At 48.3% G+C, this 26,994-nt stretch carries 25 protein-coding genes; 12 read left to right on the top strand and 13 right to left on the bottom strand.

Going from position 1 to position 26,994, the window contains the following annotated elements:
• Positions 1–145: 145 nt before the first annotated feature.
• A complete protein-coding gene (locus FS628_RS19495; RefSeq protein ID WP_145324716.1) occupies positions 146–889 on the top strand; it encodes an MBL fold metallo-hydrolase in 744 nt (247 codons plus the stop codon).
• Between the two features lie 126 nt (positions 890–1,015).
• Here FS628_RS19495 and FS628_RS19500 read toward each other — a convergent pair whose 3' ends face one another.
• Both FS628_RS19500 and FS628_RS19505 read right to left on the bottom strand, forming a co-directional pair.
• Positions 1,016–2,497 carry an alpha-amylase gene (locus tag FS628_RS19500; RefSeq protein ID WP_145324717.1) on the bottom strand — a complete coding sequence of 494 codons (1,482 nt, stop codon included), beginning with the start codon at positions 2,495–2,497 and terminating at the stop codon, positions 1,016–1,018.
• 176 nt (positions 2,498–2,673) lie between these two features.
• Entirely contained in the window at positions 2,674–4,986 is a 2,313-nt protein-coding gene (locus FS628_RS19505) for an ATP-dependent DNA helicase (RefSeq protein WP_145324718.1), read from the bottom strand.
• Positions 4,987–5,350: 364 nt separating this feature from the next.
• Here FS628_RS19505 and FS628_RS33045 point away from each other — a divergent pair, with 364 nt between their 5' ends.
• Both FS628_RS33045 and FS628_RS19515 read left to right on the top strand, forming a co-directional pair.
• A complete protein-coding gene (locus FS628_RS33045; protein ID WP_076328672.1) occupies positions 5,351–5,848 on the top strand; it encodes an antibiotic biosynthesis monooxygenase family protein in 498 nt (165 codons plus the stop codon).
• A 166-nt stretch (positions 5,849–6,014) separates the two neighbouring features.
• On the top strand, positions 6,015–7,997 hold the full coding sequence (locus tag FS628_RS19515; RefSeq protein ID WP_260871117.1) for an LTA synthase family protein: 1,983 nt from the start codon (positions 6,015–6,017) through the stop codon (positions 7,995–7,997).
• Positions 7,998–8,093: 96 nt separating this feature from the next.
• Here the strand turns inward: FS628_RS19515 and FS628_RS19520 are convergent, their stop codons facing one another.
• From FS628_RS19520 to cidR, 5 genes are all read right to left on the bottom strand, one after another.
• Positions 8,094–8,654: a hypothetical protein gene (locus FS628_RS19520; protein ID WP_145324719.1), complete on the bottom strand. Its 561-nt coding sequence runs from the start codon at positions 8,652–8,654 to the stop codon at positions 8,094–8,096.
• A 147-nt stretch (positions 8,655–8,801) separates the two neighbouring features.
• The gene (locus tag FS628_RS19525; protein WP_145324720.1) at positions 8,802–9,473 is read right to left on the bottom strand and encodes a GNAT family N-acetyltransferase; all 672 of its coding nucleotides are present in this window, start codon (positions 9,471–9,473) and stop codon (positions 8,802–8,804) included.
• 45 nt (positions 9,474–9,518) lie between these two features.
• Complete coding sequence (locus tag FS628_RS19530; RefSeq protein WP_145324721.1) at positions 9,519–10,193, bottom strand: GNAT family N-acetyltransferase; 675 nt, start codon at positions 10,191–10,193, stop codon at positions 9,519–9,521.
• A gap of 77 nt (positions 10,194–10,270) precedes the next feature.
• Positions 10,271–11,128 (bottom strand): carbon-nitrogen hydrolase family protein, encoded by an 858-nt coding sequence (locus FS628_RS19535; protein ID WP_145324722.1) that lies wholly within the window; start codon positions 11,126–11,128, stop codon positions 10,271–10,273.
• 111 nt (positions 11,129–11,239) lie between these two features.
• Positions 11,240–12,124 (bottom strand): cidABC operon transcriptional activator CidR, encoded by an 885-nt coding sequence (cidR, locus tag FS628_RS19540; protein WP_186327884.1) that lies wholly within the window; start codon positions 12,122–12,124, stop codon positions 11,240–11,242.
• Positions 12,125–12,278: 154 nt separating this feature from the next.
• Here cidR and FS628_RS19545 point away from each other — a divergent pair, with 154 nt between their 5' ends.
• From FS628_RS19545 to FS628_RS19555, 3 genes are all read left to right on the top strand, one after another.
• Positions 12,279–12,650 (top strand): CidA/LrgA family protein, encoded by a 372-nt coding sequence (locus tag FS628_RS19545; protein WP_145324724.1) that lies wholly within the window; start codon positions 12,279–12,281, stop codon positions 12,648–12,650.
• Positions 12,647–13,327: an LrgB family protein gene (locus tag FS628_RS19550; RefSeq protein WP_145324725.1), complete on the top strand. Its 681-nt coding sequence runs from the start codon at positions 12,647–12,649 to the stop codon at positions 13,325–13,327. Before FS628_RS19545 ends, FS628_RS19550 begins: the two co-directional genes overlap by 4 nt.
• Positions 13,328–13,433: 106 nt before the next feature.
• Positions 13,434–13,952 (top strand): AbrB/MazE/SpoVT family DNA-binding domain-containing protein, encoded by a 519-nt coding sequence (locus tag FS628_RS19555; protein ID WP_145324726.1) that lies wholly within the window; start codon positions 13,434–13,436, stop codon positions 13,950–13,952.
• A 192-nt stretch (positions 13,953–14,144) separates the two neighbouring features.
• Here FS628_RS19555 and FS628_RS19560 read toward each other — a convergent pair whose 3' ends face one another.
• Positions 14,145–14,525, bottom strand: a complete 381-nt coding sequence (locus tag FS628_RS19560; protein ID WP_145324727.1) for a DoxX family protein — start codon at positions 14,523–14,525, stop codon at positions 14,145–14,147.
• A gap of 423 nt (positions 14,526–14,948) precedes the next feature.
• Between FS628_RS19560 and FS628_RS19565 the strand changes: the two genes are divergently transcribed.
• Positions 14,949–15,248, top strand: coding sequence for a winged helix-turn-helix transcriptional regulator (locus tag FS628_RS19565; RefSeq protein WP_026081419.1), 300 nt, complete (start codon positions 14,949–14,951; stop codon positions 15,246–15,248).
• Positions 15,249–15,342: 94 nt separating this feature from the next.
• On the opposite strand, the gene FS628_RS19570 is transcribed toward FS628_RS19565, so the two are convergent.
• The 4 genes from FS628_RS19570 to FS628_RS19585 form a co-directional block, all read right to left on the bottom strand.
• The gene (locus FS628_RS19570) at positions 15,343–16,347 is read right to left on the bottom strand and encodes a Gfo/Idh/MocA family protein (RefSeq protein WP_145324728.1); all 1,005 of its coding nucleotides are present in this window, start codon (positions 16,345–16,347) and stop codon (positions 15,343–15,345) included.
• A gap of 68 nt (positions 16,348–16,415) precedes the next feature.
• Positions 16,416–18,074, bottom strand: coding sequence for a glycerol-3-phosphate dehydrogenase/oxidase (locus tag FS628_RS19575; RefSeq protein ID WP_313958620.1), 1,659 nt, complete (start codon positions 18,072–18,074; stop codon positions 16,416–16,418).
• Between the two features lie 406 nt (positions 18,075–18,480).
• A complete protein-coding gene (gene glpK, locus FS628_RS19580; RefSeq protein WP_145324729.1) occupies positions 18,481–19,968 on the bottom strand; it encodes a glycerol kinase GlpK in 1,488 nt (495 codons plus the stop codon).
• 28 nt (positions 19,969–19,996) lie between these two features.
• Positions 19,997–20,566, bottom strand: coding sequence for a glycerol-3-phosphate responsive antiterminator (locus FS628_RS19585; protein ID WP_145324730.1), 570 nt, complete (start codon positions 20,564–20,566; stop codon positions 19,997–19,999).
• Between the two features lie 24 nt (positions 20,567–20,590).
• Here FS628_RS19585 and FS628_RS32035 point away from each other — a divergent pair, with 24 nt between their 5' ends.
• Complete coding sequence (locus FS628_RS32035) at positions 20,591–20,755, top strand: hypothetical protein (RefSeq protein ID WP_222125264.1); 165 nt, start codon at positions 20,591–20,593, stop codon at positions 20,753–20,755.
• Positions 20,756–20,758: 3 nt separating this feature from the next.
• On the opposite strand, the gene FS628_RS19590 is transcribed toward FS628_RS32035, so the two are convergent.
• Positions 20,759–21,526, bottom strand: coding sequence for a GTP cyclohydrolase II (locus FS628_RS19590; RefSeq protein ID WP_145324731.1), 768 nt, complete (start codon positions 21,524–21,526; stop codon positions 20,759–20,761).
• A 323-nt stretch (positions 21,527–21,849) separates the two neighbouring features.
• Between FS628_RS19590 and FS628_RS19595 the strand changes: the two genes are divergently transcribed.
• The 4 genes from FS628_RS19595 (at position 21,850) to gntK (ending at position 26,785) form a co-directional block, all read left to right on the top strand.
• A complete protein-coding gene (locus FS628_RS19595; protein WP_145324732.1) occupies positions 21,850–23,124 on the top strand; it encodes an ABC transporter substrate-binding protein in 1,275 nt (424 codons plus the stop codon).
• A gap of 128 nt (positions 23,125–23,252) precedes the next feature.
• On the top strand, positions 23,253–24,119 hold the full coding sequence (locus FS628_RS19600) for a carbohydrate ABC transporter permease (RefSeq protein ID WP_091013252.1): 867 nt from the start codon (positions 23,253–23,255) through the stop codon (positions 24,117–24,119).
• 20 nt (positions 24,120–24,139) lie between these two features.
• Positions 24,140–24,967, top strand: coding sequence for a carbohydrate ABC transporter permease (locus FS628_RS19605; protein WP_145324733.1), 828 nt, complete (start codon positions 24,140–24,142; stop codon positions 24,965–24,967).
• Between the two features lie 267 nt (positions 24,968–25,234).
• Positions 25,235–26,785: a gluconokinase gene (gene gntK / locus FS628_RS19610; RefSeq protein WP_145324734.1), complete on the top strand. Its 1,551-nt coding sequence runs from the start codon at positions 25,235–25,237 to the stop codon at positions 26,783–26,785.
• Positions 26,786–26,994: the final 209 nt, after the last annotated feature.

The raw sequence follows: 26,994 nt of genomic DNA on the forward strand, positions 1-26,994 counted from the left end.
TACGCTACACTGTTTAACCCCAAAGTTCAATATAAAATGATAGCGTTATCAAAAAAGGTTGATTTAGGCATACATCCTTAAACAAGGTATACTGTTTTTAACGTACGAATGCTGATCTGAAGATGACATAAGGAGATGAAATATAATGAAAATCACATTTCTCGGCACAGGAGACATGTTCAGCGTGGAGCAGCACCACAATAGTATGCTGGCTGAATTCGGAGAGACGCATCTGGTCATTGATTTTCCGGAATCGAATGCCAAAGCGCTTAAGGAATACGGTTTTCCAATGACCGATATCCACAACGTGTTCATTACCCACCTGCATGAGGATCATATTAACGGTGTACAGATGCTCGGATACTACTCCCAGATTGTCGGCGATCGCAAACCCCGTCTGTTCATCCACGAACAATTGGTAGACCCACTATGGAACATTCTATCTCCGGGTATGCGCTACACAACCGATGGTGAACGTACCATGGACGATTACTACGATGTAGTTCCCTTGCCAGATGGAGGCACATTCCAACTGGGCGGCGTGACGTTTGAGACCTTTCGGACACAACACGTGCCAGGTATGGTCAGTAACGGACTGCTCGCCAAGCCTTATTTCTATTACAGTGCAGACAGTACGCTTGATCTGGAACGGGTGGAACAGGTCGCCTCTGATGTGCAGCTGATTTTCCATGAATGTCATATGCATGATCTGGTGATCAAGTCACATACCTCACTGAAAGATCTGGAACAACTGCCTGCCGAAGTGAGACAGAAAACCGTGTTAATGCATTATCATGATGAATACGCCGATGCGGACAGACGGGAACAGTTCAACCGCGAGCATGATCTGCGAATGGTTGGCACGCTGGAATCATTTGAACTAGAGTAGTTAAACGGAAAACTTATGAAGAACAAACCAAAAACCACCTGCCCGGCAGAAACTCATCGGTTCAGGTGGTATAACGGTCTATATATGGTTGTTTCTAATATCATTTATTCTCATTTATTGATTCTGTTACTCAGCGTCAGCACAGTCCTCATTCTGCTCTGGAAGAGCCCATACCGAGACGCCTCCACCGCATACATGGAAAGTAGCCCAGCCGTCTTTTTCAATGGTAATCTGATCCTCACAGCTATGGGTCAGATCTACCCAGACTTCACCAGCACGGTGCTCACCGATGAACATTCTTTTCTCACCGTCATCCCCGTTAGAGATAACTACCGCACAACCGGAGCCTTCGATTTCCTCTACGCCACGACGCACCCAGCCAATCGTATTCGCGTGATCGAAGTAATCTTCTTGCTCTCCATACGCCTTGTTGCAACGGGCAGATAGCAGAATGTCCAGAATTTCCTTTTTGCCATCCACAGGTTCAGGTCCACCTATGCCATAATAATCACCGTAGAACACAACCGGATAACCATCTCGACGTAATAACGTCAAGGCATAGGCGCTCGGCTTAAACCAGTCTCCGATCCATGATTCCAATGCTTCATGAGGTTGAGAGTCGTGGTTATCTACAAAAGTTACCGCATGGGTAGGATGGGTCTGAACCAAGGTGTCATCAAAAATTTTGGAGAGATCAAAGTCTCTGCCTGCAAGTGAAGCTTCATGCAGCTTGTAGTGAAGAGACACATCAAACAGATCGATCTGATAGTCTACCGTATCGAGGAATTCACGACATGCATCCAGGTTCGAATTCCAGAACTCACCTACGATGTAGAAATCCTGACCGCGTTTGCGGATCATCTCTGCTGCGAATTCCTTAATGAATTCATGGTTGATATGCTTGATGGCATCAAGTCGGAAACCACCACACTGGAGGGTATCAATGAGCCATTTCCCCCAGTCGATCATCTCACGCCTTACATCCGGGTGATTATAATCTATATTGGCGAACATCAGATAGTCATAGTTGCCAAACTCATCATCGACATTCTCATTCCATTTTTTATTCTCTCCTGCGATGCGGAATACACCTGTTCGTTCTTCCCTGGCATCAAAGTCCGTGCCATTGAAGTGTTCGGAGTTCCATTTAAAAGAGGAGTATTGATCCCCGCGACCCGGGAATGTGAATTTGGTCCAGCCCTCAATCTCAAACGGTTTGGAAATTTCCTTCGTCCGATCATTCGGATCAACCTCAATCACTTTGAAGACTTCCGTCTCATCTGCTCCGGCCTTATGGTTCATAACCAGATCCACATAGACGGCAATGCCGTTCTTCTGACACTCAGCAATAGCCTCTATCAGTTCCTGCTTGGTGCCATATTTGGTACGCACGGTACCCTTTTGGTCAAATTCACCCAAATCATACAGATCATATACACCATAACCTGTATCCTCAGCTGATACGGCTTTGGTCACAGGAGGCACCCATACCGTATCAATGCCTTTGGCTTTCAATTCCGGGGCCATTTCAGCCAGTCGCTTCCAATGATCTCCGTCTGCAGCCAGGTGCCATTCAAAAAACTGCATCATGGTATGATTTCTCTTCATTACAAACCGACCTCCTTGATTGCTTTCGAAGCGGACCGCGGAACGGATAGGGTATTCGCCGTTGTTCGTTCGTTGCTAACCAAGTTATAACCCTTTCACCCTACCCTTCAATCATGTAAAAGAGACAAAATCGAAAAATAAATGTTACATCAGTCATTTTCATCATGGTTCGATCATCAAATTCGCTTATAATCCTGCCACTCCTCGGGCAGCAGGGAACGATAGGGTTCCTGCGTGAACCGATCGTCAACCAGCACCAGCACACCCCTGTCTTCTTCCGTTCGAATCAGCCTTCCTCCTGCCTGCAGCACTTTGTTCATACCGGGGAAAATATAGGCATAATTGAATCCGTTGCGGCCTGTACGGTCATAATAATCACGAAGCACATTGTTCTCCAAGCCAATCTGCGGCAGCCCCGCACCTACCACAACGACGCCATTCAATCGGTCTCCCGGGAGGTCGACACCTTCCGAGAATACGCCACCCATGACGGCAAATACCAATCGTGTCCGTTCAGGGTTTGGCTGGAATCCATCCAAAAACTGCTCCCGTTCCAGTTCGTTCATGCCCTGCTTCTGTATAACCGTATCTGCTTCATTCGGAAGCTGTGCATAGGTTTCATAGATCTCTCGCATATAAGGGTAAGAAGGGAAGAACACCATCAGATTACTGCGCGGCCATTCGGCCACCAGCTGTTGCAGCATCTCCGCAATGGGTCGCCGGGATTGCTCCCGGTCCTTATATCGCACAGATAAGGGCAGAAGCCTTACATCCAGTTGTTCGCGCTGAAATGGCGATGGAATCTGCAATGTATAATCCTCTTCCTCTGCACCCAGCATATCCCGATAATAGCGAAGAGGTGACAAGGTTGCCGAGAAATGAATGAGTGAGCGGAATCCTTTGGCCGTCTGACGAAGCAGCACGGAGGGATCGAGACAGAACAACTTCACTCTCACTTCACTTCGAACACACTCTGCATATGTGATGAAACGTTCATCATACAGCTTGGCAATACGCAGGAAATTCTGTGCCGTGAAGTAGGCATCGAGCAGCAACTGATCCGACTCTGCATTCCCCGAACCACCTTCGACCAGGCATTGCTCTGCAACCATAACAAAAGGCTCCAGTAGTTCAATCAGTTCCTCCGGTGCCTCCTGCTGTATGATCTTCCCCTCATCTCCACCATTTTTGCGAAGGGTAATCAGATACTTATCAATGGCTCCAGTGTAGTCAACAATGGCTTTGGCAGCCGACACACTGCTGTTCAGCGGTTGGAACTCCCTTTTCACATCCAGGAATACCGCTTTCTCCAGCTCTGCGGAAAACATCGTTCGGCCACGATCGACCAGATTATGTGCCTCGTCCACCAATAACACCGTCTTACGCTTCTGCTCCTCCAACATTCGTTTCAGAGAGATACGCGGATCAAAAATATAGTTATAATCGCAGATGACCGCATCGGCAGCATATGCCGCATCCATTGAAAACTCAAACGGACACACCCGATGTTTGCGTGCATACTGCTCGATGACCGGACGTGTCATTAATGTCTCATGTTCCAGCATATCCAGCACGGCCCCGTTAATACGGTCATAATATCCTTCGCACATGCCGCATTGTCCCGTATCACAAGCTTCCTCTTCTTTAAAACAGATCTTGTCCTTCGCGGTCAGACTGATCACATGCATCTTCAATCCTTCCGATTGCATCCGGGCAAAAGCTTCTTCTGCCGCCACCCGTGTCGTCGTCCTCGCGGTCAGATAGAACAATCGGCTGGCTTCACCTTCGCCAATCGCTTTGACCGTGGGAAACAGTACGGACATCGTTTTACCAATGCCTGTTGGTGCTTTGGCCATCAATCCCTGGCCTTCACGAATGGTCTTGTACACAGCTCCTGCCAGCTTCCGCTGTCCCTCCCGGTATTTGCGAAAAGGAAACGGCAGCTCTCGCACACTAACATCACGCTCTTCTTCATATGCAGCGATCATCTCTGCATATGGCGCATAACCGGCAATCACTTCTGCCGCAAACTGTTCCAGTTCCTGTCGCTCTGCCATTCGGCGGAACCGTCTTTCTTCATGGGTTACCGAATGCACATACGTAAGTTGGACCTGCATCCGCGGTTCATCCTGCTGAACGGCGTACATGTAGGCATACATCATGGCCTGCGCCCAATGCACGGGTAGTCCGTCACCCAGGTCGTCCAGATTGCCCGCAGTGGATTTGATCTCATCCACCGTTAACTGACCCTCCAACCGGATCAAGCCATCACATCGCCCTTCCACCACATAGGTCAGATCGCCATGTTGAATTTCAGCTTCGAGTACGATCTCTTTCAGATCTTCTTCGGTGTATCCCTTCTGTACCCGCTGATGGATTCGAGTCCCCTCCTGCATCGATGCATTGGTACGAAACCCTGGACGTATGCTGCCACTGCGGTACACATACTCCACCAAAGGTCTAACCGATATCCGAATTGTTGTTGTCATACGATCACCCGTTCTGTTTGTAGTGACTATACTTTATCATGAAAAGACATGCTCAAACCAGTTGATCCGCCGATTGGACTCACCGATTCCCATATGCTATGTTGGGGTATATAAGTTGAACTAGTTAATGTTACACTTACCACTCCGATGACAGAACAACCTTCCGATCGCTGTTATCCCCAGATTTTTTTGATCCCCTCTTAATGGGGAAAATCCGGTGATAGTGTATGCTTCCGATGTAGCTTTCTTTCAGAAAGCTTTCAGGCGCACACTTCGCTTCTTCAGGTTATTTCTGTCCTCTGCGTTCTCGTGTAAACGTATAGTTTAACTTACATGATTGTATTTATATAAGGAGGCAGCTTCTATGTATATCTATTTGGTTCCTTCACCGATTCCGGATGCACTTGCTGCATACCCGCATCTAACTTTGCGAAGCGAGGAGCAGGTGCGACTGGCTATTGAATCCGCAGAACGTCTGATGAATATCGAGTCTGATGATAAAGTAGCCGCATACGAAGCTTTTGATGCCGCAGGTTCCTGGACTGGCGGAGGTTATGCTGTTTTGAATAATATTCCCGTCACAGAGGATGGTCGTAACGACTTCGAAGAACGGTTCAAGAACCGTGCCCGCAAAGTCGAAGACGAGCCTGGTTTTGTCGGTATTCGTGTGCTTCGTCCACTCAAGGATGACACGTATGTTGTACTTACACTCTGGCAGTCCGAGGAACACTTCAAAGGCTGGCAGGAATCGCAAGCATATAGTCACGCTCACCGAAACCGCAGTACAAGCGAAGGCCTGACCGCACAGAAGCCCACCATGTTCCCCAGACCTTCTTACGTTACAACGTACACTATAGAATAACGATCGGGTTAATCCGGCTTTCATTACAACAACCGGTACTGCCACACCTCTTCCAGCAGGAAGAGGTTTTTTGTTGTCGATTCATGGCGGCTTTCATTTTTTGACATGGACATGCTGAGATAGGATAATACTTGTTAAATGAAACTTCGGAAGGGAAGGCGGTACCTTGTCACGCAGTTCACTCACCCGGTTTCTAAGCGGACCGTTTATATTCTTCACCATTATCATGATGATCAAAAGTTCACTGGCCTGGATTGTTATCTTCGATGACATCCCTGTCTGGAAACCACTGCTGACCGAATTGCCGCTCATCTGGATCGGCTTCTGTCTGATTGAGTGGTTTGCTGCCAAACGACGGATGTGGATATACCTCGCCGTGAATTTGCTGCTCTCAGGGATTTTCTTTGCAGCCATCATGTACTACAAATACTATGGCGTAATCGTTAACTATCACGCACTAGCACAGGTGAATCAGGTGACCTCTGTCAAGAGCAGCATGTTTTCTTTGCTGGACCCCTATTATTTGTTTATTTTTGCAGACGTTCTGATTATCGGGGGGATACTCATTCGTCGCCTGATCAAGCTCGGGAGTACAGAGCGCCCGGACCGGATTCCGCTCGAACGGCGTGCCAGAAGACGTGTTGCTTCGGTCATTCTGACCCTGTCCATGATTCTGTGCATGCTCAACATCTATCCCAATCGGGCCAGTATGAGTGAGATTACACAAGCAGAACAGATGGGTATCCTCGGTTATGAAGCCTATACTATTCTGGATCGACCCGATGAACTTGTGCCCATTGCCCACATTGATCAGGCTGACATCGACCAGTTGAAGCAAACGACCGAACTTCCTGCGATTGTGGAGCGGGGGGCAGCGAGCGGACGTAACGTGATTATGCTCCAGTTGGAGTCATTTCAGAACTTCCTGATTGGATTAGAGGTAGATGGACAGGAGATCACGCCCAACCTGAACCAACTGGCTGGACAAAGTCTGTATTTTCCAAACTTCTATCAGCAAGTGGGACAGGGAAATACCTCGGATGCAGAATTTGTGGTGAATACATCGTTTTACACCCCGCCGAACGGGGCAGCAACGACTGTATATGCAGATAAAGCCCTGCCGAGCCTGCCCAAGTTGATGTCTGCAAACGGGTATCAGACAGCCACCTTCCATACGAATGATGTTCGTTTCTGGAATCGGGATCAGTTATACCAGGCACTTGGATTCGACCAATATTATGATATCGATTATTTCGGCACACAGGACTCCATTGCCTTTTCGGCTTCGGATGAGATTCTGTATTCCAAAACACTGGATAAGCTGAAATCCATGCAGTCTTCGGGTGATCCCTTCTATGCCCATATCATCTCCATGTCGGCCCACCACCCGTACACTTTGCCTGATAACAAGGTCAAGCTGACGTTGCCTGAGCGTTACAAAGATACGTTGCCCGGCAATTATCTGATATCCCAGCATTATGCTGATCAGGCGGTTGGACAGTTAATTGCGGGATTGAAGGAACGGGGATTATGGGAAAATAGTCTGTTCGTTTTGTATGGGGATCACCTCGGACTTCCCATCTATTCACTGGACCGAGATGACGAAATCCTTATGAAAGAGTTGTATGGTCGGGAATATACATCAGCAGATATGATTAACATTCCACTCATTATCTCGGCTCCGGGCGTTACCCCGGGCGTACAACTGGAACAGATCGGAGGCCAAGTGGACATTCTGCCAACGATTGCTGGACTCACCGGAGTATCGTTAGATGACCAATTACACTTTGGACAGGATTTGCTGCATGAAGGCGGGAATCTGCTACCTGAACGCTATTACCTTCCTTCCGGGTCGGTGCTGAACGATGCTTCTCTCTTCATTCCAGCGACCGGATATGGTGACGGAACGCATTATTCCCTAGCTGATGCGGGCAGGCAGGATGCAAGGCAGAAACAGACGGACATCCCTTCAGAAGAGACACCGAAGAATTCGGGAGAAAAGGGATCTCCAACAATAGCCACTTCTCCTAAAAGTGAGGTTTCCTCTTCGCGGTTTATCACGAAGGAACAATATGATCGCGCATTGGATCTTGTACACTTGTCCAACAGTTATTTGAGCCAGCTACCGGATCGAAAGCCTACACAATAATTGAATATTTCACTGGAACTCATCCATACGGCGACCATCCTCTCTTAACATAGAGGAAACGGTCGCCGTTTATTTTTACAGAGCCAGACTAGTGGCCTATCCATTCGTGAGCAGACCATCGAAGAGCCAGTTACCTTCCTCGGTACGAGTGAAATAAATATCCAATGCACTGTTTCCATCAGACCTCATTAAAGCCATATGCAAAATGACACGGTCTGAATCCAAAGGATTAAATCCACGGTATTCCAGATTATTTAGGCTAACGTTTTGAAGAAAAGGTACTTCGTAATCCCCCTTATCCCGTTTTGATATAACAGTATTGTTCTGCTTTGATATTTCTATATTCGGAGAAGACACCGATTCAAGATATGTATAGTCATTGGATTCCATTGCTGCCATCAGTTTAAATGTTATGTTCAGCGTTTCTCTTAAGCTCTCTACTGCTTCCTGCTCTTTTGCATCATTCGCATCCTGTTCCTCCTTGTTGTTCTGCACCTGCTCCTTCAGCAGCTCATTTTCCTTCTGAATTTGTTCGGTATCTATGACATTTTGGCGGTCTCTCTCCAGTACATTTGGCAGGGGAGCATCGTTACTTGAACTACAAGCTGTTAATAGAACAGTGAACATCCATATCAACAAGATTCTTCTTTTTTTCATCTAATTGCCTCCTTAATAAAATGAATAGAAACACTTCTCTTCCATTTATATGGTAACATATGCTACCTCAAAGAAAGAGTATCTTGTTAATTCTGAAATAAAAAAATGACCCGAATCCTGTTAGCAGGGCTCGGGTCATTCATATGTTTACAACGGCAGTAGCGCAACGGTCTTGCGAGCAGTCAATTGCTCTACCATGGCAAGCCATTCCTGCGGTTTGTTCGGTAGCACTGCATAATATCGATTCAGGAAATCAGCCACCAGGCTAGCTGGCAGTTCACCGAGTGAATCATCGCCTGGCATGAAGCACAGATCCAATCCGCCAACTGCTTCGCCGTCACCTTGCCAGGATGGATGAACATACGGGAAGTCCAGACGCTGGTACCCCAGATGGGACAATACTTCACGACGTACATACGGGTCCATGGGCTTGATGCCGCCGAACTCGTGATCCTGACTCAAGTATGGATTATAGATTTCGGCAAACATGCCGAACAATTCTTTCCCATTTGCCGCAGCCAGCTTCTGCAGATCACGCTTGCGGTGATTCGCCAGGAAACTGCCGATCCCCAAACCTTCGCGCCCAATAATCGTGAAGTCCGTCATGGCAACGTTCCAGTCCTCGTAATAACGGTATTCTGTCGCCCCAACAACTTGTCCTTCATGTACAGCCACGAACACCCGAATACCCGGATCTTCCAACGGTTCTGCCCACAGGGGGAAGTCCAGCACTTCTTCCCGCGGGAAAATCTCCTGCATCAGCTTGTGCATTTGGGCAAACAATGGATCTTTAATGGATGTAATACGCGTAAATTCCATGGATAAATACCCCCTCGATCGATGATGTATTGCATTTGATATTTTTTATTTGAACGGATTCCGCCACTCCATCAGGGCTGCATAGTTGCAGGATTCCTCATCGTCCAGGTAGTCCGCTGTCACACCAACTGGCATGCGCCCACAACGAAGCAGGAACGATATCACCGGATCACGTCTTTCTCCCGCTGCCACCTGGTTCAGATATTCCTGCGCAGACAGTTGGTCTGCAACCAGATGATAACCTGGCATTCTACCAGCACCTAGTAACCGATCCATACCTTGTGCAATAACAAGGTGATACATCGCCTGCATCATAAGCTGAGCCAACCCCCACTTGCGGTACTTTGGACGAACACAGAGATCGACAATATACAACGTGTTGCCATCCGGGCGGTGGTTACGAATATAGCCGTCATCCGTTACTTCCGCCCAAGTATGATTCGCCGGATGTGCAGGGTCCCACTGCATACGCAGCGAGGTCATCGATCCGGCCAATTCTCCATCCACCTCAATACAGATGGCGCCCTCCGGGTAATGCTGTACATGACTGGTAAGCTGCTCGTGACTCCAGAGCAGCTCTTCCGGATAAGGAGGAGGGAAACTCTCCGCCTGAATGCGAATGAGTTCCTCAAAGTCGGCTGCTACATAATTGCGGACGACGGCCTTTACCCTTTTGCCACTTCGCTCCGGGTCGGTGATCAGCATTTCTTTGCTATACATGTTGCCGGGTCGCCCCTTTCCACTGACAAATGAATTTCCTGCTCTGCTCTGTTCCGTTCAGTTTTAAACGTTGCTGCCTACTCCCAATCGGTATATAGATCAGTACGGCGGTCACGCCAGGTCGTAACCGATCCACGTTCGCGCACCTCATACAATAAGTCCAGATCCAGATCGGCCGTTACAATCATATCGTTGTTAATCTCACCCTCGGCCAGAATGCCACGTGGCGGAAACGGGATATCATTCGGCGTAATAATCGCTGCCTGTCCATAGTTGGCACGCATGAAATCAACTGTCGGCAGATTACCCACCGTTCCGGTTAACACAACATACACCTGATTCTCTACCGCGCGGGCATGACTCGTATAGCGTACACGATAGAAACCGTGGCGATCGTCCGTACAGGAAGGACAGAAAATTACGTCTGCACCTTTGGCTTTGGCCATCCGCACAATCTCCGGGAATTCAATATCGTAACAGGTTAGCATTGCAATGCGGCCTTTATCCGTATCGAACACTTCAAGTCCATTCCCCGGAGCCATATTCCATTCCTGAACTTCGGTTGGTGTAATGTGAATCTTGTCCTGGCGCGCGATGCGACCATCCGGGTAGAACATGTGGGCTGTATTATACAGCTTCCCTTCACGGCGAATGACGTGAGTTCCCCCGATGAGGTGCATGCCGTACTTGGCAGCAAGTGATGTGAATAGTTGTTCATATTGTTCCGTAAAGTTCGGCAGATCCTCAATCGTCAGTGCATGGCCTTGTTCGTCCCCAATGGACATTAATTGCGTTGTGAAAAATTCAGGGAACAGTACGAATTCGGTTCCGTATTCGCTCGCTGTCCGTATGTAATGTTCAGCCTGAGCGGCGAACTGCTCAAATGAGCTGATTGTATGCAATTGGTATTGTACAGCGGATACCCGCAGTTTCATGTTCCTACACCTCCACCATGATTATGCTTCCATTGTAACAACGATCCGGGGTCAACAAAAGAGTATTTACACGGAGCACTACAATGACAGAACCACCTTCCGATGGCTTCCTTACTCTCCTAGCATCGACTGTGTGAATCCGATCCACTCTCTCGTGGCAAAAGACAGATAGCGGTCCTTCCGCCAGATCATGCCGAGTTGCCATGGAATTACAGGCTCCGTTACGGGGATGATACTCACACGCATATGATCCACCTCTCGACAGATGGTCTCCGGTAGCAAGGCTACTCCCAGATTGGCCGCAACCATCGCACTGAGCAGATCCCATTGGGAACTCTCATACACCACCCGGGGTTGGAATCCGGCCTCCTGACAGGCCACAATAATCCGGTCATGCAACGCAAAATCCTCCCGAAACAATACAAAGGCGTCGTTTTCCAGTTCATGCAGCGCAACCGACTCTTTCTCCGCAAGTGGATGTGAAGGATGCACGAGCAGGTTCAGCTTCTCTTTCACAAACACAAAATGATCCAACAGCTCATCCACGGTTGGCAGTACTGCAACGCCAATATCCAGTGCACCGCTGATCACATCGGCCTCCACTTTTTTGGCTCCATCTTCAAATAGCTGAATAGTCACCTGCGGGTAGGCTTTGTGAAATTCGCCAATGATCATGGGGAAAAAGCTGGACCCTACCATCGGCGGCAGACCGATCCGCAGGTGGCCTTTCTTCAAGTTCATCAGATCATCCAACTCGGATGACAGATTGCGGAACGATTTTTCAATCTCCAGTGCCTGCCGAAAAAACACATGACCTGCATCCGTTAGTTCCACTTTCTTACCATAACGGTCCAACAACGTGATACCCAACTCCTCTTCAAGACTCTTGACGGTCTTGCTGATGGTAGGCTGGGTGATATACAGAACTTCAGCGGCTTTTGTGAAGCTCTGTTGCCTAGCGACTTCCAGAAAATATTGCAAATGGCGGATATCCACCGGTTGGTCCCACCTCTCATAGATAAATGGAATAGTAAACATTCTTAATATGCATTTTACTCATGAAAGAATGCCATGTAAAATTTGCGTTATCAAGTGATTCATTTTCATAACAACTCAAACGATTACGTTGATTATACAAGGAGGGATTAAAGTGAAAAAATGGGGCCTTGGTATTGCACAGGTTGCGCTCTTAATGGTTTTTTCACTGATTATGGACCTGCTGGCCCGTACTCTCCATCTTCCTGTACCGGGTTCGATACTCGGTATGGTCGTGCTATTCATTCTGCTTCAGACCCGTGTCGTGAAGCTGCGCTGGATTGAAGTTGGAGCTGCCTGGCTACTCGGTGAACTATTGTTATTTTTTATTCCGTCAGCTGTTGGCATTATGAACTATATGCCCATGCTGGAGCATGACGGTCTGCAGATTTTATTCATCGTACTGCTTAGTACATTTCTGGTCATGTCCTGTACAGGACTGGTCGCTACACGAATTGCGAAACGAAAGGAGCGTCACACCGGATGATTGGATTCCTCTGCCTGTTGTTAACCGTCGGTATATACGGAGTTGCCAAACGAATGTATCGCAATCTGCCGAAAGTTTATCTGTCTCCGCTGCTCATTACGCCACTGCTTGTCGTAGGCATATTGCTCGCAACGGGAACGGATTATACCACGTATAGCAGCGGCGGCAAATGGCTGAGCCTACTGCTTCAACCGGCCACCGTGGCTTTTGCCGTACCACTGTATACCTTTTTCCATGTACTCAAAAAACATATTTCCGAGATCGTCTTTAGTGTCATGACTGGCTCAGTGGTTGCCGTGCTTTCTTCTGCCCTGCTCGCCAAATGGTTGCAACTGGATTCCGGGCTAATCCATAGCTTAATCCCGCGCTCCATCACAACGCCAATTGCCATGAGTGTATCAGCAACGATCGGGGGAATCCCCGCAGTGACAGCGGTTTTTGTCATTATGACCGGTCTGCTCGGAGTAATTATGGGTCCTACTATTGTTAAGATGCTGCACATCGATGGCGAGATTGCACGAGGCACACTGTTTGGAACCGGTGCTCATGGTACAGGGACATCCAAAGCATTTGAACTGAGTTCCCTGACGGGTACCATCTCCAGTATCTCCATGGTGCTGGCCGCATTGTTCACTTTAGCCGTTGCACCCATCCTTTCCAAACTTATTTTCCCATAATAGATGGAATAATCCCACTTTTTTGAAATATTATTGTTGTATTAAAGCCCTTTCTTCCTTACAATAAGGACAGGTTTTTAATTGTGAATATTGCGGGGGAGATGCGATGAAAAGAACCGGAATGAAGAGATCTCTGGACCGTCTTGGACGAATTGTCCTTCCCAAAGAAATGCGGGATACGATGGAAATCCATATCGGCGATCCGCTTGAGTTTTTCATTGAAGGGAAAGAGTTGATTTTGAGAAAGTACAAATCAACATTGTGTATTTTTTGCGGTGATGTGGATACGGAAATGTATTTCAAAGAGCAATTCATCTGCCGGACTTGTGCAATTCAATTAAAACACCCGGATGACTCTCCCGACTGGTTCGTACCTCAGAACAAACAGGCTCCTGCACCCGTGGAGCGTCCTGCTACCAAATCCGCCTCAGTCTCATCTCCCGTTAGGGAAGAAGGGACCACTGCTGACAACCAAGAATACCCGGACCTGCGACCCAAGACGGCACGCATGCTGCAACAGATGAAAGAAATTGTTGAACAGAATCCCGGTTTGGCTCAACAGCAAATTGCGGAAAAGCTTGGCATTAGCCAAGGACGCGTCTCTCAATTAAAAAAGTTACTATAATAAGAATGGTATTCGATCATTTATAGTCAGAAGACCTTCCGATCAGGAAGTCCCGCTGCAAGAGAACCCGTTGTTTTTCGTGGGTTCTTCTTTTTTTATATTAGATTCATTCAATCATAAAAAAAGATGACCTATGCTCATCTGCAGCGGCCATCTCATGATATCGTTTCAGATCTTCTATTCATCTTTCCTTTACACCTGAATGGCATCCATATGTCCTTCTTCTTCCTCTTCCAATCTGCGCATGCCCACAACCAGGACAATAATGTTAGCTACCAACAACACAGCCGGGAACGGAACAGCAGCATATTGTGCATAGATCAGATGACTTCCCACAGCCCCAATCAGAATGAATGTCAGTATGCCAGAAGCCAGGATGCGAGTACGTGGAATCAGTAGCCCCACTGCACTAAGCAACTCGGCAGCACCAAGCAGATACATGGTCCATGTTGGATAAGAGAAACTTTCGAAGGTCTGAATCATCATGTCTGCTCCACTGATCTTGTTAAACCCAGTCATGACAAATACACCTGCTAGCACAACCAGAAAAATATAACCCAAAATCTTGTTCATATGTATATCCTCCTAAAGCGAATTGAATGTTCCCACTATGTAATGATTATTTTTGCGATAAATAGTAAAAAAAGAATCTATGTAAAAGTTCCCCGAAGGTAACTCTGTTTTCATCTGTTTAGCTAGGTTCACTTTCGAAATAGTACATGTGTATATTATACGTATTATTTATCACCAACTTACTTTTATGAAGTTAGTATACAATGATAAGATAATTTCTTCAAGTAATTTTTCGCTGTATGATGTATAATACATACAAAAGGTATGTTACAGTATATTTTGTAGTGACCGGCATTAAACTGAATGTTCTACCATTCTTAGCGCGGCAGAAACCATGTCTTTCATATACATCAGCGAAAAAAATGATCATGAATCGAGGTGAACACGTTGAAGCTGAAAAAAGTAAAAGCACCAAGTCCCTGTATGATCACTCAGGCCATAGACATTATAGGCAAGAAGTGGGTACTGTTAATTATGTACCAACTGTTGTCCGGACCGAAGCGGTTTACGGAACTTGAAGCAGAGATGGCCATCAGTGGACGACTTTTATCGGAGCGATTGAAGGAAATGGAGACAGAAGGTATCGTAACCCGGCACATGTTTCCGGAGATTCCTCCTCGTGTGGAGTATGAGTTAACCCCCAAAGGCAGAGCCATTGAACCTGTCATTGATCAGATCTACAGCTGGTCTTCCGACTGGTTGAAACAGCAAAAATCCGAGTAATATGGTTCCTGTCCCATTCATTTCTACTCAACACAAATACGCCTGAATCAGGTTGATCTGCGGATCAATCCCCGATTCAGGCGTATTTATATTTTTAGTGAGAGAGATGCTTTGAAGGCTGAAGCTGTACCGGCAGGCCGGAATCTGCAGATGCCAGCGCCGCCGTCGTAATCTCCTGTGTACGACAGGCATCCGCATAATCGGACAGAATTCGTGAACGGTCTCCCGTACGCAGGGCGTGAATAAACGCTTCATTCTCACGCTCATATGGATTATGTCCTGCCGGAATCTCCAGGCCTGCCATCGCATGTGTTGCGGCACTTGGCAGAAGCAAACGTTCCGGCGTCCAATCCCACACCCCTGCATCCGTGTAGAACTGCAGTCCTGCACCGCCCTCTCCGTCTGGCAACAGACATGTATTGGCGATGCTTGCAATCGCTCCACTTTCCAGCTTGAGCGTCACATTCGCTACATCGGCAACAGTAACATGCTCATGCTTCTCATGCATGCTTCGCTGAGCTGCTACGGCGTACACCTCCGTAACTTCTCCTGCACAATACCGAAGCAAGTCTACGATATGTGTGGTCTGCTCTACGAATTGTCCACCTGAACCATCCTGGCGCCGCCACCAGGTAACCCCTGGCATTCCGCCCATCCAGCGGCCAAGAGCCATGCCAACCGTCTGTTCTTTCATGGCCTGTTGTAATACTTGAGCAGCCTCCTGATAACGGAAATGGTAGCCGACAGAGGTTAACAATCCGCTCTTCTGTACCTGATCCAACACCTGACGCGGAACGTCCATTCCAGTACTCAGCGGTTTCTCGACCAGGAATGGAATTCCGCGACGATTCAATTCCGACTCAATCGATCCGTGAGACATCGGAGGCACACAGATATACACCGCATCCAGCTTCTCACCATCCAGCATATGTTCAAGTTCACCGTAACCAACAGCATCATAGACGGAGGCCATAGCCTCTGCCTTTTCCAACGTTGTTCCACAGACACTCGCAACACGAACACCTTCCATTCGTGCGAGAATATCTGCATGTACTTTACTGAACCAGCCTGTTCCAATGATTCCGATCTGTAATGTCATGGATGTAATCCCCTCTCTGTGTTACACGCTTACATGTTCCATTCGACTTTCAGTAGCGAAATCCTGCCTCAGATTTTGCCGGATGCTTCCAACAACAGCTGATCCAGTTCCTGTGTATGCATAACCACTTGCTCTTCAGACCAGTTCAAACGCCCGGCCATATAGGAGATAACTGCTGCCTTATAACGACGGACCTCAGCAATACGGAAAAATAGATCTCCTGTTCTTCGTACCAAAAAGTCAGACGGGGTTACCGCCATCTCTTCTTCGATCGCATAACGTAACATCAGCAGTAGCTCCTGTGACAGGCCATGAAGCTCGGCCTTGGTGCGTGAATCAGGCATTCGCTCATACAGTGCCTCCACATTGGAACCATACGTGCGGACCAGCCGCTCCGCAGCAGGTCTAGCAAGCCCCAAAGCAATACCATCCTTGATCTTGCGCTCTGCATACGATACGAATCCAGTCGAACCTCCTACGTCCCCGCCGGATATGGGCATCTTCTTCGTTACGCAAGGGCCTATGGAATGTCCGTGCTCCTGCTCCATCTGGCGAGCGACCAGATCAACGACCATCTCAGCCATTTTGCGGTATCCAGTTAATTTGCCTCCGGCAATGGTAATCAGATTGGAATCGGATACCCAGACTTCGTCTTTACGTGAAATTTCGGAAGGATTCTTGCCTTCCTCATGAATTAATGGACGTACACCCGCCCATCCGGACTCCACATCCTTGATACCAATCCGTACATCTGGAAACATGCCATTGACTGCATCAATCACATATTCGCGGTCCGAGTCGGAGATTAGTGGATGTGCAGGATCGCCCTGATATACAGTGTCGGTTGTCCCCACATAGGTTTTGCCATCACGAGGGACAGCAAACAACATTCGACCATCTGGTGTATCAAAATAGACCGCCTGTCTTAGCGGGAATCGTCCACCATCGAAGACCAAATGAATACCTTTGGTCATCTGTAGTGTTTTCCCTTGGCGTGAACCATCCAATTCCCGCAGCCCATCCACCCAGGGACCAGAAGCGTTGATCACCTTGCTTGCTTTTAGCGTATAGGTCTGACCATCGATCTGATCCATAGCTCGAATACCTGCAATCTTGCCATTCTCCTTCAGAAAACCTGTTGCCTTCACATAGTTCACTGCCTGTGCCCCGCGTTTGACAGCTTCTTTCATGACTTCAATGGTAAGCCTGGCATCATCTGTCCGGTACTCCACATAGAGCCCACCACCCAACAGCCCCTGTTTGCGCAGCAAAGGTTCACTATCTGATACTGCACCGGCGTTCAACATTTGGCGCCGTTCACTGCGCTTCACCCCGGCGAGCCGATCATATACCATCAGACCAATGGATGTGCTGAAGCGGCCGAACGTACCTGCCGTATAGATTGGTAGCAACATCGGTTCCGGTGTTGTCACATGCGGCCCATTCTCGTACACTACAGCCCGCTCCCGTCCTACCTCCGCAACCATCTTCACTTCATATTGCTTCAAATAACGCAAACCGCCATGGACCAATTTGGTCGAACGACTGGACGTCCCTGCTGCAAAATCCTGCATTTCTACAAGCGCTGTCTTCAATCCACGGGAAGCCGCATCCAATGTAATCCCTGCGCCTGTAATCCCGCCGCCAATAATCAATACGTCAAAATGTGCATTCGCCATTCTTTGCAAATATTCGGTCCGTTGTGCTGACGAGAACGTTTCTGCCATCCTTGAACCTCCCATTGATTCCCTTTATGTATCCGCAAAAAAACAAAAAAAGGACCACGTCATTCGCTCAGCAATTGCTGAGCGGCACGTGGTCCCTCCCGATCTCCAGACATCATTTTTTAACTTGTGCCTTTATCCTATCACAGATTTTTGACGGCGTGAAGTCCTGAAATGACACATTATTCAAAAAAATTTCAAAAAGTTGTTCTGCCAAAGGGTGGAATTTCAAATGAATCCACTAACCTTAACTTTTTCCTTAAAGTGGGCATATGGTTTCGCCTCTCCAGGAATAATTACCCTGTAAATTGTGCATCATTTTCCACCAATAAATATCATTTATAACATAAGTTTAGTGATAAAGTACAAATACCCACATCGAGAGAATTGCAGATTCACTACATATCTTTTATTTGAAGGCCATCGCGGCGTTCACTGCACGCTTCCAGCCTGTATACAGTTCTGTCCGTTGTTGCTCAGCCATAACAGGATGGAAGACACGCTCCGTATTCTCATGATCGGCCAATTCATCCGCGTTCGTCCAATACCCCACCGCCAGACCTGCCAGATAAGCCGCACCCAATGCAGTAGTTTCGTTCACTGTAGGGCGTTCGACAGGAATGCCTAGAATATCACTCTGGAATTGCATCAGGAAATCATTAGCCGCCGCCCCGCCATCGACACGCAGAGCATGCACGGGAATACCCGAGTCGGATTCCATCGCCTCCAGTACATCTTTGGTCTGATACGCCAATGCTTCCAGTGTAGCACGGATAAAGTGTTCCTTCGTCGTGCCGCGGGTCAGGCCAAACACTGCACCCTTGACCTCACTATCCCAATACGGACTGCCCAGTCCCACAAATGCAGGTACCATATAAACGCCATCTGTCGAAGGCACGCGTGAGGCGTAGTCCTCACTATCTTTTGAAGAGCGAAGCATTCTTAATCCGTCACGCAGCCATTGAACCGCTGAGCCTGCAACAAAAATACTGCCTTCAAGCGCATACTCAACCTTGCCATTCATCCCCCAGGCAATGGTCGTAATCAGTCCGTGATCCGATTGTACCGGGTTCTCTCCTGTATTCATGAGCATGAAACAACCGGTACCATATGTATTTTTCATACTGCCCTTGGTATAACAGCCCTGACCAAACATCGCTGCCTGTTGATCTCCTGCTGCCCCCGCAATCGGAATCCGATGACCGAAGAAATGATAGTCTGTCGTGTGTGCATACACCTCAGATGAACCTCGCACCTCTGGCAGCATGACCTTAGGAATGTCGAGAATACCCAACAATTCGTCATCCCATTGCAGATCATAGATATTATACATCAAGGTACGTGAAGCATTGGATATATCCGTGACGTGTGTGCCCCCGCTTAGTTTCCAGATCAGCCAGCTATCAATCGTGCCAAACAACAGTTCACCCTTCTCTGCCCGCTCCCGGGCACCAGGGACATGATCCAGAATCCATTTCACCTTCGTTCCCGAGAAGTAGGGATCGATCAATAATCCTGTTTTGCGGCGAAAAAGGTCCCCGAGTCCCTGTGTCTTCAAATCTTCACAGATGTCTGCGGTCTGTCTGGACTGCCATACCACTGCATTATAGATGGGTCTGCCTGTTTCTTTGTCCCATACCACAACGGTCTCCCGCTGATTCGTAATTCCAATCCCGGCAATCTGGACAGGCTTGATTCCACTCTCTGCCAGACATGAAGCCATCACGGCAAGAATGGAACTCCATATTTCGTTGGCATTCTGCTCTACCCAGCCCGGCTTGGGGAAATATTGGGGAAATTCCTGCTGAGCAATGTGCACAATCTCTCCGCCGTGGTTAAACAAAATGGCCCGGGAGCTAGTCGTTCCTTGATCCAAAGCCAATATATATTTTTCCATACAGACAACCTCCTGTTGTGGGTTCTTTTTAAGGTGTAAGCGATTTCTCAAAATGTCGGATCAGCTCTGCGTTGGAAGTGGTCACTGCCGTTGCTCCGACGCCAAGCGCAAGTTCAACCTCTTCCGGTGAGCGGATCAGTCCCCCCGCAATAATGGGGATACCTGTACGCACAGATACTTCCGCAATAATATGCGGAATGACGCCAGGTAGTACTTCAATATAATCCGGTTGGGTTTTAGCCAGCAGCAGATAACTTTTCTCCAGTGCATGGGTGTCCAGCAGAAAAATACGTTGTATGGCTGTAATTCCCTTCTGCTTCGCCTTTTGAATTACACTTGCCCTTGTAGAGATCAGTCCTGCCGGGCGAATGTGCTGACACAGATACTCTGCCGCATACTCATCGTTCTTCAATCCCTGTACCAGATCTGCATGCAAAAGTATCTTTTTGTCATACCGCCGCGCCTCGTCCATTACACTCTGAAGCTGTGCAATATGAGTTTCCAGCATCACCCCATAGGTATAAGGGCCTTCAATCATCGCCTCAAACTGCTTCATGCTCTTCGCAGCCGGCAATATCCGTTGTCCCTCAAATGGCACCTTGGTTCCTCCCGCATTCATCAGATGCCTATATTGTATAATCCGTGCCGTGTGAACGGCAAGCCATTCCGTGAATCAGGAAGATCTGAACGCTATGCTGTTATCCATACCAAAAAGCCGCTACTGCACTTCTCCATAACGGAGAGTACAACAACGGCTAATCATCTATTCGTATACGTCTATAAATAATGATTAAGCCTGCGCATGCGGAAGCAGCGTCTCTGCCCCAGCCCAGCCATCACTTTCTGCCAAGTGACCGGAACGATTCACTTTCGTTTGCAGATACTTCTCGTTAAAAGCAGAACGATCTCCCCATAGTGGCACACGTCCACCCACATTCAATCCCGCTTCCTGCAAGGCAGCCAGCTTCCGTGGATTGTTGGTGATCAGTGTAACCGGTGCAGAGCGAAGCGCACGCAATACGGCAATCGCATCGTCATAATTGCGGGCATCGTCCGTGAATCCGAGCTGCAAGTTCGCATCCACCGTATCCAGACCTTCTTCTTGCAAAATGTACGCCATCGCTTTGCTGAACAGACCGATGCCACGTCCTTCATGGTTGGCAAGGTAGAACAGTGCGCCCGCTCCGTGAGCGGCAATCATCTTCATGGATTGTTCCAATTGGAAGCCGCAATCACAACGTTTGCTGCCAAAGATGTCGCCTGTATGACAGATGCTATGCATCCGAATCAGCGCTTCTTGTGCGTTGGCAAAGTCACCATACACCAGAACACTGGATTGTTGACGCTCTGCCAGTTCAGCCTCAGCAAGGGATTCAATCAGCTCCCCGCTCTCCATCGCTTTGTCTGACTTCATCCAGCTGTACCACTGGAATGTCTTGGTCTCTCCATCGAGGTTTACCGGAAGCTTAATCGGACCTACAAGGTATATAAACTCTTTTCCACTCGGAAAAGTCTGAATTTTGGGGGCAAGCAGTTGAATAATATGTGAATTGATCATTGTCGTTCCTCCTGTTTAGGCCAACTTGTATGTTGATTGATTCGCATCCAGAGCGAAAATGGATCACTTGGATATTATATAGTACGTATCTATATTATTCTCATCATCATTAGTTACTTTATGTAAGTTAGTTTAGAATAAAAATTATAAAGTGTCAAGTAACTTTTATTTTTAAAGTAACTACTAAAATTATGTTACGCAACGGACACAAATATGTGTTTCATTTCAGGAATATTGGGTATGAGTTTATAAACTGCTCATACACTAATGTTGTAGTCCAAAGCACTTCATGCCTCGAACTTAACGATGAGGGGGTTATGCACATGATCCGCCGGAAAAGAACATGCTGGACAGCCATAATGATGGTCTGCGTCCTGCTCATAAGCGGATGCTCCATCTGGCCCGGACAGGACGATTCAGCGAACAACAAAAAGGTAACGCTTACATTATGGTACTGGAACCGTTCCATCGATGATAAGTTGATTGCCAGGGCTAAGGAAAAGTTCCCCAATATTGAACTGACAGCTCAGAAAATCGGCGGTGATTTCAAAGCAAAGCTCAAAACAACACTCGCTGCACGCTCAGGTGAACCAGACATTGTGGCATTGAACGACTGGATCATGGAGCTATTCCCCAGTGAGGATCGTTTCTATAATCTGTATGATCTCGGCGCAGGAGATATTGAAGACCAATATCTGCCGTGGAAATGGAAGCAAGGCGTTACGCCAAGTGGACAGATGATCGGGTTCCCGATGGATACGGGACCAACAGCCCTCTTCTACCGAGAAGATCTATTCAAGGAAGCCGGATTGCCATCTGATCCCGAGGACGTTACACGCCAGATTAACAGCTGGGATGCATATGCAGCTGCCGGAGAACAGATCAAGGAGAAATTCGGAGGCAAGGTATATCTGACCGACAATATTGCAACCGTTTACAACCAAGTCATATCGCAGTCTGCGGAGCGCTATTTCCGGCCGGACGGGTCCTTTATCGGCATGGATTCCCCTATTGTGGGCAAGAGCTGGGATACGGCCGTTGCTTTCAAAGAGAAGGGACTGCTAGCCAATGCAGATGGCTGGACTCCGGGCTGGAACGCCGCGATGAATAATGGCGAAATCGCCTCTTTCGTAGGTGCTGTCTGGATGAAACAAGTTCTTCAGGAAGCCGCTCCGGATACATCCGGAAAGTGGCGGGTCGCTCGGGCACCAGGGGGAGATGGCAATAACGGGGGATCATTCCTGTCCATCCTGAAGTCGAGTGAACATCCTCAGGAAGCCTTTGAACTGGTTCGCTGGCTGCAAAGTCCCGAAAATCAACTGGAGCAATATCAGACATTGAACCTGTTCCCTTCTGCACCAGGTGTATTTGATGATCCTGCCATGAAAGAAAAAGAACCTTTCTTCGGTGGACAGGCGACAGGGCCTGTATTTGCCGAATCGGCACAGGAGGTGCCGGATGCTTTCTTTGGCGAACGATACCCATCCGTACACAACATTATCACCCGGCGGCTGAATGATGTCGCGAAGCAAAATGCCGATCCTCAGCAGGTCTGGACGGATACGGTGCACCGCGTCGAACGGGAATTACAGCGTTAACCTGAAGAACGTGTGGTTTCGTTATCCGCAAAGGAGGAATTCATATGGCTGTAACTGAACCTCGTCTTACTCCCGATCCTGGAAATGCAAGACCTGATCTGGATCGGCAGAAGTCACTGTGGTCCAAGATGTGGGAGCATCGTGCACTTTATGTTGCGATATCGCCGTTTTATATTCTGTTTGCGGTATTTGGCCTGTTCCCGATCGGGTTCTCACTCTATCTAGCTTTTCATAAATGGGATGGCATCGGTGTCATGACGTACAACGGGTTCAACAATTTCAAATACATGCTGACCGATGCCGAGTTCTGGCAAGCCGTGGGTAATACGTTCATGATCTGGATCTATTCGACGATTCCGATGCTCTTCTTCGCATTGATTATTGCCTTTCTGCTGCATGCACCATTTGTGAAGTTCCGCACCCTGTTTCGGGTTGGTTATTTCCTGCCGAACGTCACGTCCATCGTGGCGGTGGCCATCATCTTCGGTGCCTTGTTTGCCAACAATTATGGCTTTCTCAATTATCTGTTGCAGTCGGTCGGGCTACCGGTTGTGGAGTGGCTAAATGCACCATGGGGCATCAAAGTCGCAATCTCCTCCATGGTGGTCTGGCGCTGGACCGGATATAACGCCGTCATCTATCTGGCGGGATTACAGAGTATCCCGCAGACATTATACGAAGCAGCCAAAATTGATGGTGCATCAGCGATACAGTCCTTTTTCCGAATTACGATTCCGATGCTGCGTCCTGTGATCCTGTTTACGGTCATTACATCAACGATTGGCGGTATGCAGCTGTTCACCGAGCCGCAAGTATTGGTAGGTAACGATGGTGGTGCTGGTGCAGCAGGTATGACGATTGTACTGTACCTCTACCGTGAATCCTTCATTAACAATTACTTTGGATATGGTGCTGCTGTTGGCTGGGGTATGTTCCTCATTATCGCCCTGTTCTCGATTGTGAACTGGAAGCTTGTTCAAGGCAAATCATCCTGATGTGATAAGGGGGAGCGCACATGGCGACCAAACACCTCAAATCGCTGGTGTTGTATACCGGTCTTATCGGGGGCATGCTCATATCCATGTTCCCGTTCTATTGGCTGATTGTAATGTCCACCCGGACAACGTCCGATATCTACAAGTTCCCGCCCCAGCTCTGGTTCGGGGGTGAACTGTGGAATAATATTACGCGCGTATTGCAGCAGATTGATTTCTGGGGAGCTTTTCTAAATACGTTGTTTGTGTCAGGCCTCGTAACGATCCTGGTGCTGTTTTTTGACTCACTGGCGGGATTTGCGTTTGCGAAGTTTGAATTTCCCGGCAAAAAGTGGCTCTTCATCCTGCTGCTCGCGACCATGATGGTACCTTCACAGCTGTCGCTGGTGCCTTCCTTCGTACTCATGGCTACGTTCGGCTGGGTCGGTTCCTTCAAAGCCCTCATTATTCCGGGCATGGTGAACGCCTTCGGCATCTTCTGGATTCGCCAATATGCCACGGAGTCGATTCCGAACGATCTGCTGGATGCAGGCCGCATCGACGGTTGTAATTTCTTCCGACTCTATTGGAACGTGGCGCTGCCAATCTTGCGACCTGCCTTTGCTTTCCTCGGTGCGTTCACCTTTATCGGAGTATGGAATGACTACCTGTGGCCTTTGATCGTCCTGACAGATGAACGCAAGTATACGTTGCAGATTGCGTTGTCTCAATTGAACGGACTGTACAATACAGACTATGCCATGGTTATCGCGGGTACATTGCTCGCCGTTATTCCGCTTATCATCATGTTCCTGTTCATCAGTCGCCAGTTTATCTCGGATATCGCGGCAGGAGCAGTGAAGGACTAAGATTGTGGCATTTTGATCCATCCCTCAAGTCTGATATTCTTATCTATAGATAAATACCAGATGCCATATAAGTTGGATGAACAGCGCCACGTGCGCGGAGGGGACAGAAAGGGCCTGAAGAAATGAAGTTAAAAGCTTTCCAGAGGAAAGCTACTTCAAAAGCATATGCTTCGCATTTACGCGATCGGAAGGCTTTCTGTACCCGAAGTGTTAACGTGTAACAGCATTCATTTCACTTATATATTCAAGAAAGAGGGATGACTAAAAATGGCTTCTTCACCCTATATGATCGGCGTAGATATCGGCACGACCTCCACCAAGGCCGTCTTGTTCGAACAGAACGGAACCATTGTAGCTCAAGGCAGTGCCGATTACCCGCTGCACACCCCCACACCTGCGATTGCGGAGCAGGATGCGGAAGATATTTTCAAAGCAGTCATCGAATCCGTTAAACAGGCCACGTCCAAAGCGGGAGTGAAGCCTGAGGATATCCTGTTTGTATCGTTCAGTTCGGCCATGCACAGCATCCTGCCAGTCGATCAACACGGCAAACCGCTGATGCGGGCCATGACATGGGCAGATAATCGCAGTGCCGAGTGGACTGAAGTACTCAAATCGGAGATGAATGGTCACGAAATCTATCTGAGAACAGGCACGCCGATTCATCCGATGTCCCCACTCACCAAGATCATGTGGCTCACACGGGATCAACCGGAACTGTTCAGACAGACACATAAATTCATATCCATGAAAGAATATGTCTTCTATAAATTATTCTCTGAATACGTCATCGACCACTCGATGGCCTCAGCCACCGGACTCATGAATCTGGAGAAACTCAACTGGGATGCAGAAGCGCTTCATGTGGCGGGTATTACGCCGGAGCATCTATCCCGACTCGTACCGACCACACATGTGCTGAAACAGGGACTGCATCCGGAATACGCCAAGGAGATGGGCATTGCGGTCACCACACCGTTTGTCATCGGAGCCAGTGATGGCGTGCTCTCCAACTTGGGCGTGAATGCCATTGACCCAGGCGTCGTGGCCGTAACCATTGGTACTAGCGGAGCGATTCGTACGGTCGTGGACAAACCAGTGACCGATCCAAAAGGTCGTTTCTTCTGTTATGCGCTCACGGAGGATGCATGGGTCATTGGCGGACCGGTGAATAACGGCGGTGTTATTTTCCGCTGGATTCGGGACGAGTTTGCGGCTTCCGAGGTGGAAACGGCGAAGCGACTTGGCATCGATCCGTATGAAGTGCTCACTCGTGTCGCCGAAAATGTACCTCCGGGTTCGGAAGGTCTCTTGTTCCATCCGTACATGACGGGTGAGCGGGCTCCGCTCTGGAATCCGAACGCACGCGGCTCGTTCTTCGGTCTGACCCTGCACCATAAGAAGGAACATATGATTCGCGCTGCGCTCGAGGGTGTGTTGTTCAACCTGTACACGGTCATGCTGGCGATTGAAGAAAAGATCGGCCGTCCGAAAAAAATCCAGGCGACTGGCGGCTTCGCCCGATCTGAGTTGTGGCGTCAGATGATGGCGGATATTTTCGATCAGGATGTCATCATTCCCGAAAGTATTGAAAGCTCCTGCCTCGGCGCAGCTGTGCTGGGCTTGTACGCCCTTGGCCGCATCGATTCCCTGAGTGCCGTCTCCGGCATGATCGGATCAACACATCGGCACCAGCCTGACCCGGACAGTGTCCGCGTCTACCGAGAACTGCTACCGATCTTCATCCGCATCTCCCGCAAATTCGAAGAGGAGTATGCGGATATCGCTGCTTTTCAGAATAAGACGATGCAAGGGTAAGGATGACGTGCAAGATGACTAGAGGATGGCGGCTTGAAGATTTAGGGGCTAGAGGGTTACATGCTTGGGATGTTCACGTTGGAGGGTCAAACGTTGAACATGGAATAGGCTAACGAATCGTAGACATCTTATTTGAAGCTTTTAGCATGTTTTCAAAATTTAACGAACCTGAGCCACCTTATATCCGATTTTAGCGGTGGATAACTGCC

The sequence above is a fragment of the Paenibacillus xylanexedens genome, from assembly GCF_007676705.1.
GTDB lineage: Bacteria > Bacillota > Bacilli > Paenibacillales > Paenibacillaceae > Paenibacillus > Paenibacillus xylanexedens_C.

Coding starts and splice junctions, on each gene's coding strand:
- FS628_RS19495 (WP_145324716.1), top strand. CDS start 146: ATGAAAATCACATTTCTCGGCACAGGAGACATGTTCAGCGTGGAGCAG.
- FS628_RS19500 (WP_145324717.1), bottom strand. CDS start 2,497: ATGAAGAGAAATCATACCATGATGCAGTTTTTTGAATGGCACCTGGCT.
- FS628_RS19505 (WP_145324718.1), bottom strand. CDS start 4,986: ATGACAACAACAATTCGGATATCGGTTAGACCTTTGGTGGAGTATGTG.
- FS628_RS33045 (WP_076328672.1), top strand. CDS start 5,351: ATGTATATCTATTTGGTTCCTTCACCGATTCCGGATGCACTTGCTGCA.
- FS628_RS19520 (WP_145324719.1), bottom strand. CDS start 8,654: ATGAAAAAAAGAAGAATCTTGTTGATATGGATGTTCACTGTTCTATTA.
- FS628_RS19525 (WP_145324720.1), bottom strand. CDS start 9,473: ATGGAATTTACGCGTATTACATCCATTAAAGATCCATTGTTTGCCCAA.
- FS628_RS19530 (WP_145324721.1), bottom strand. CDS start 10,193: ATGTATAGCAAAGAAATGCTGATCACCGACCCGGAGCGAAGTGGCAAA.
- FS628_RS19535 (WP_145324722.1), bottom strand. CDS start 11,128: ATGAAACTGCGGGTATCCGCTGTACAATACCAATTGCATACAATCAGC.
- FS628_RS19550 (WP_145324725.1), top strand. CDS start 12,647: ATGATTGGATTCCTCTGCCTGTTGTTAACCGTCGGTATATACGGAGTT.
- FS628_RS19555 (WP_145324726.1), top strand. CDS start 13,434: ATGAAAAGAACCGGAATGAAGAGATCTCTGGACCGTCTTGGACGAATT.
- FS628_RS19560 (WP_145324727.1), bottom strand. CDS start 14,525: ATGAACAAGATTTTGGGTTATATTTTTCTGGTTGTGCTAGCAGGTGTA.
- FS628_RS19565 (WP_026081419.1), top strand. CDS start 14,949: ATGATCACTCAGGCCATAGACATTATAGGCAAGAAGTGGGTACTGTTA.
- FS628_RS19570 (WP_145324728.1), bottom strand. CDS start 16,347: ATGACATTACAGATCGGAATCATTGGAACAGGCTGGTTCAGTAAAGTA.
- FS628_RS19575 (WP_313958620.1), bottom strand. CDS start 18,074: ATGGCAGAAACGTTCTCGTCAGCACAACGGACCGAATATTTGCAAAGA.
- glpK (WP_145324729.1), bottom strand. CDS start 19,968: ATGGAAAAATATATATTGGCTTTGGATCAAGGAACGACTAGCTCCCGG.
- FS628_RS32035 (WP_222125264.1), top strand. CDS start 20,591: ATGCCTATATTGTATAATCCGTGCCGTGTGAACGGCAAGCCATTCCGT.
- FS628_RS19590 (WP_145324731.1), bottom strand. CDS start 21,526: ATGATCAATTCACATATTATTCAACTGCTTGCCCCCAAAATTCAGACT.
- FS628_RS19595 (WP_145324732.1), top strand. CDS start 21,850: ATGATCCGCCGGAAAAGAACATGCTGGACAGCCATAATGATGGTCTGC.
- FS628_RS19600 (WP_091013252.1), top strand. CDS start 23,253: ATGTGGGAGCATCGTGCACTTTATGTTGCGATATCGCCGTTTTATATT.
- FS628_RS19605 (WP_145324733.1), top strand. CDS start 24,140: ATGGCGACCAAACACCTCAAATCGCTGGTGTTGTATACCGGTCTTATC.
- gntK (WP_145324734.1), top strand. CDS start 25,235: ATGGCTTCTTCACCCTATATGATCGGCGTAGATATCGGCACGACCTCC.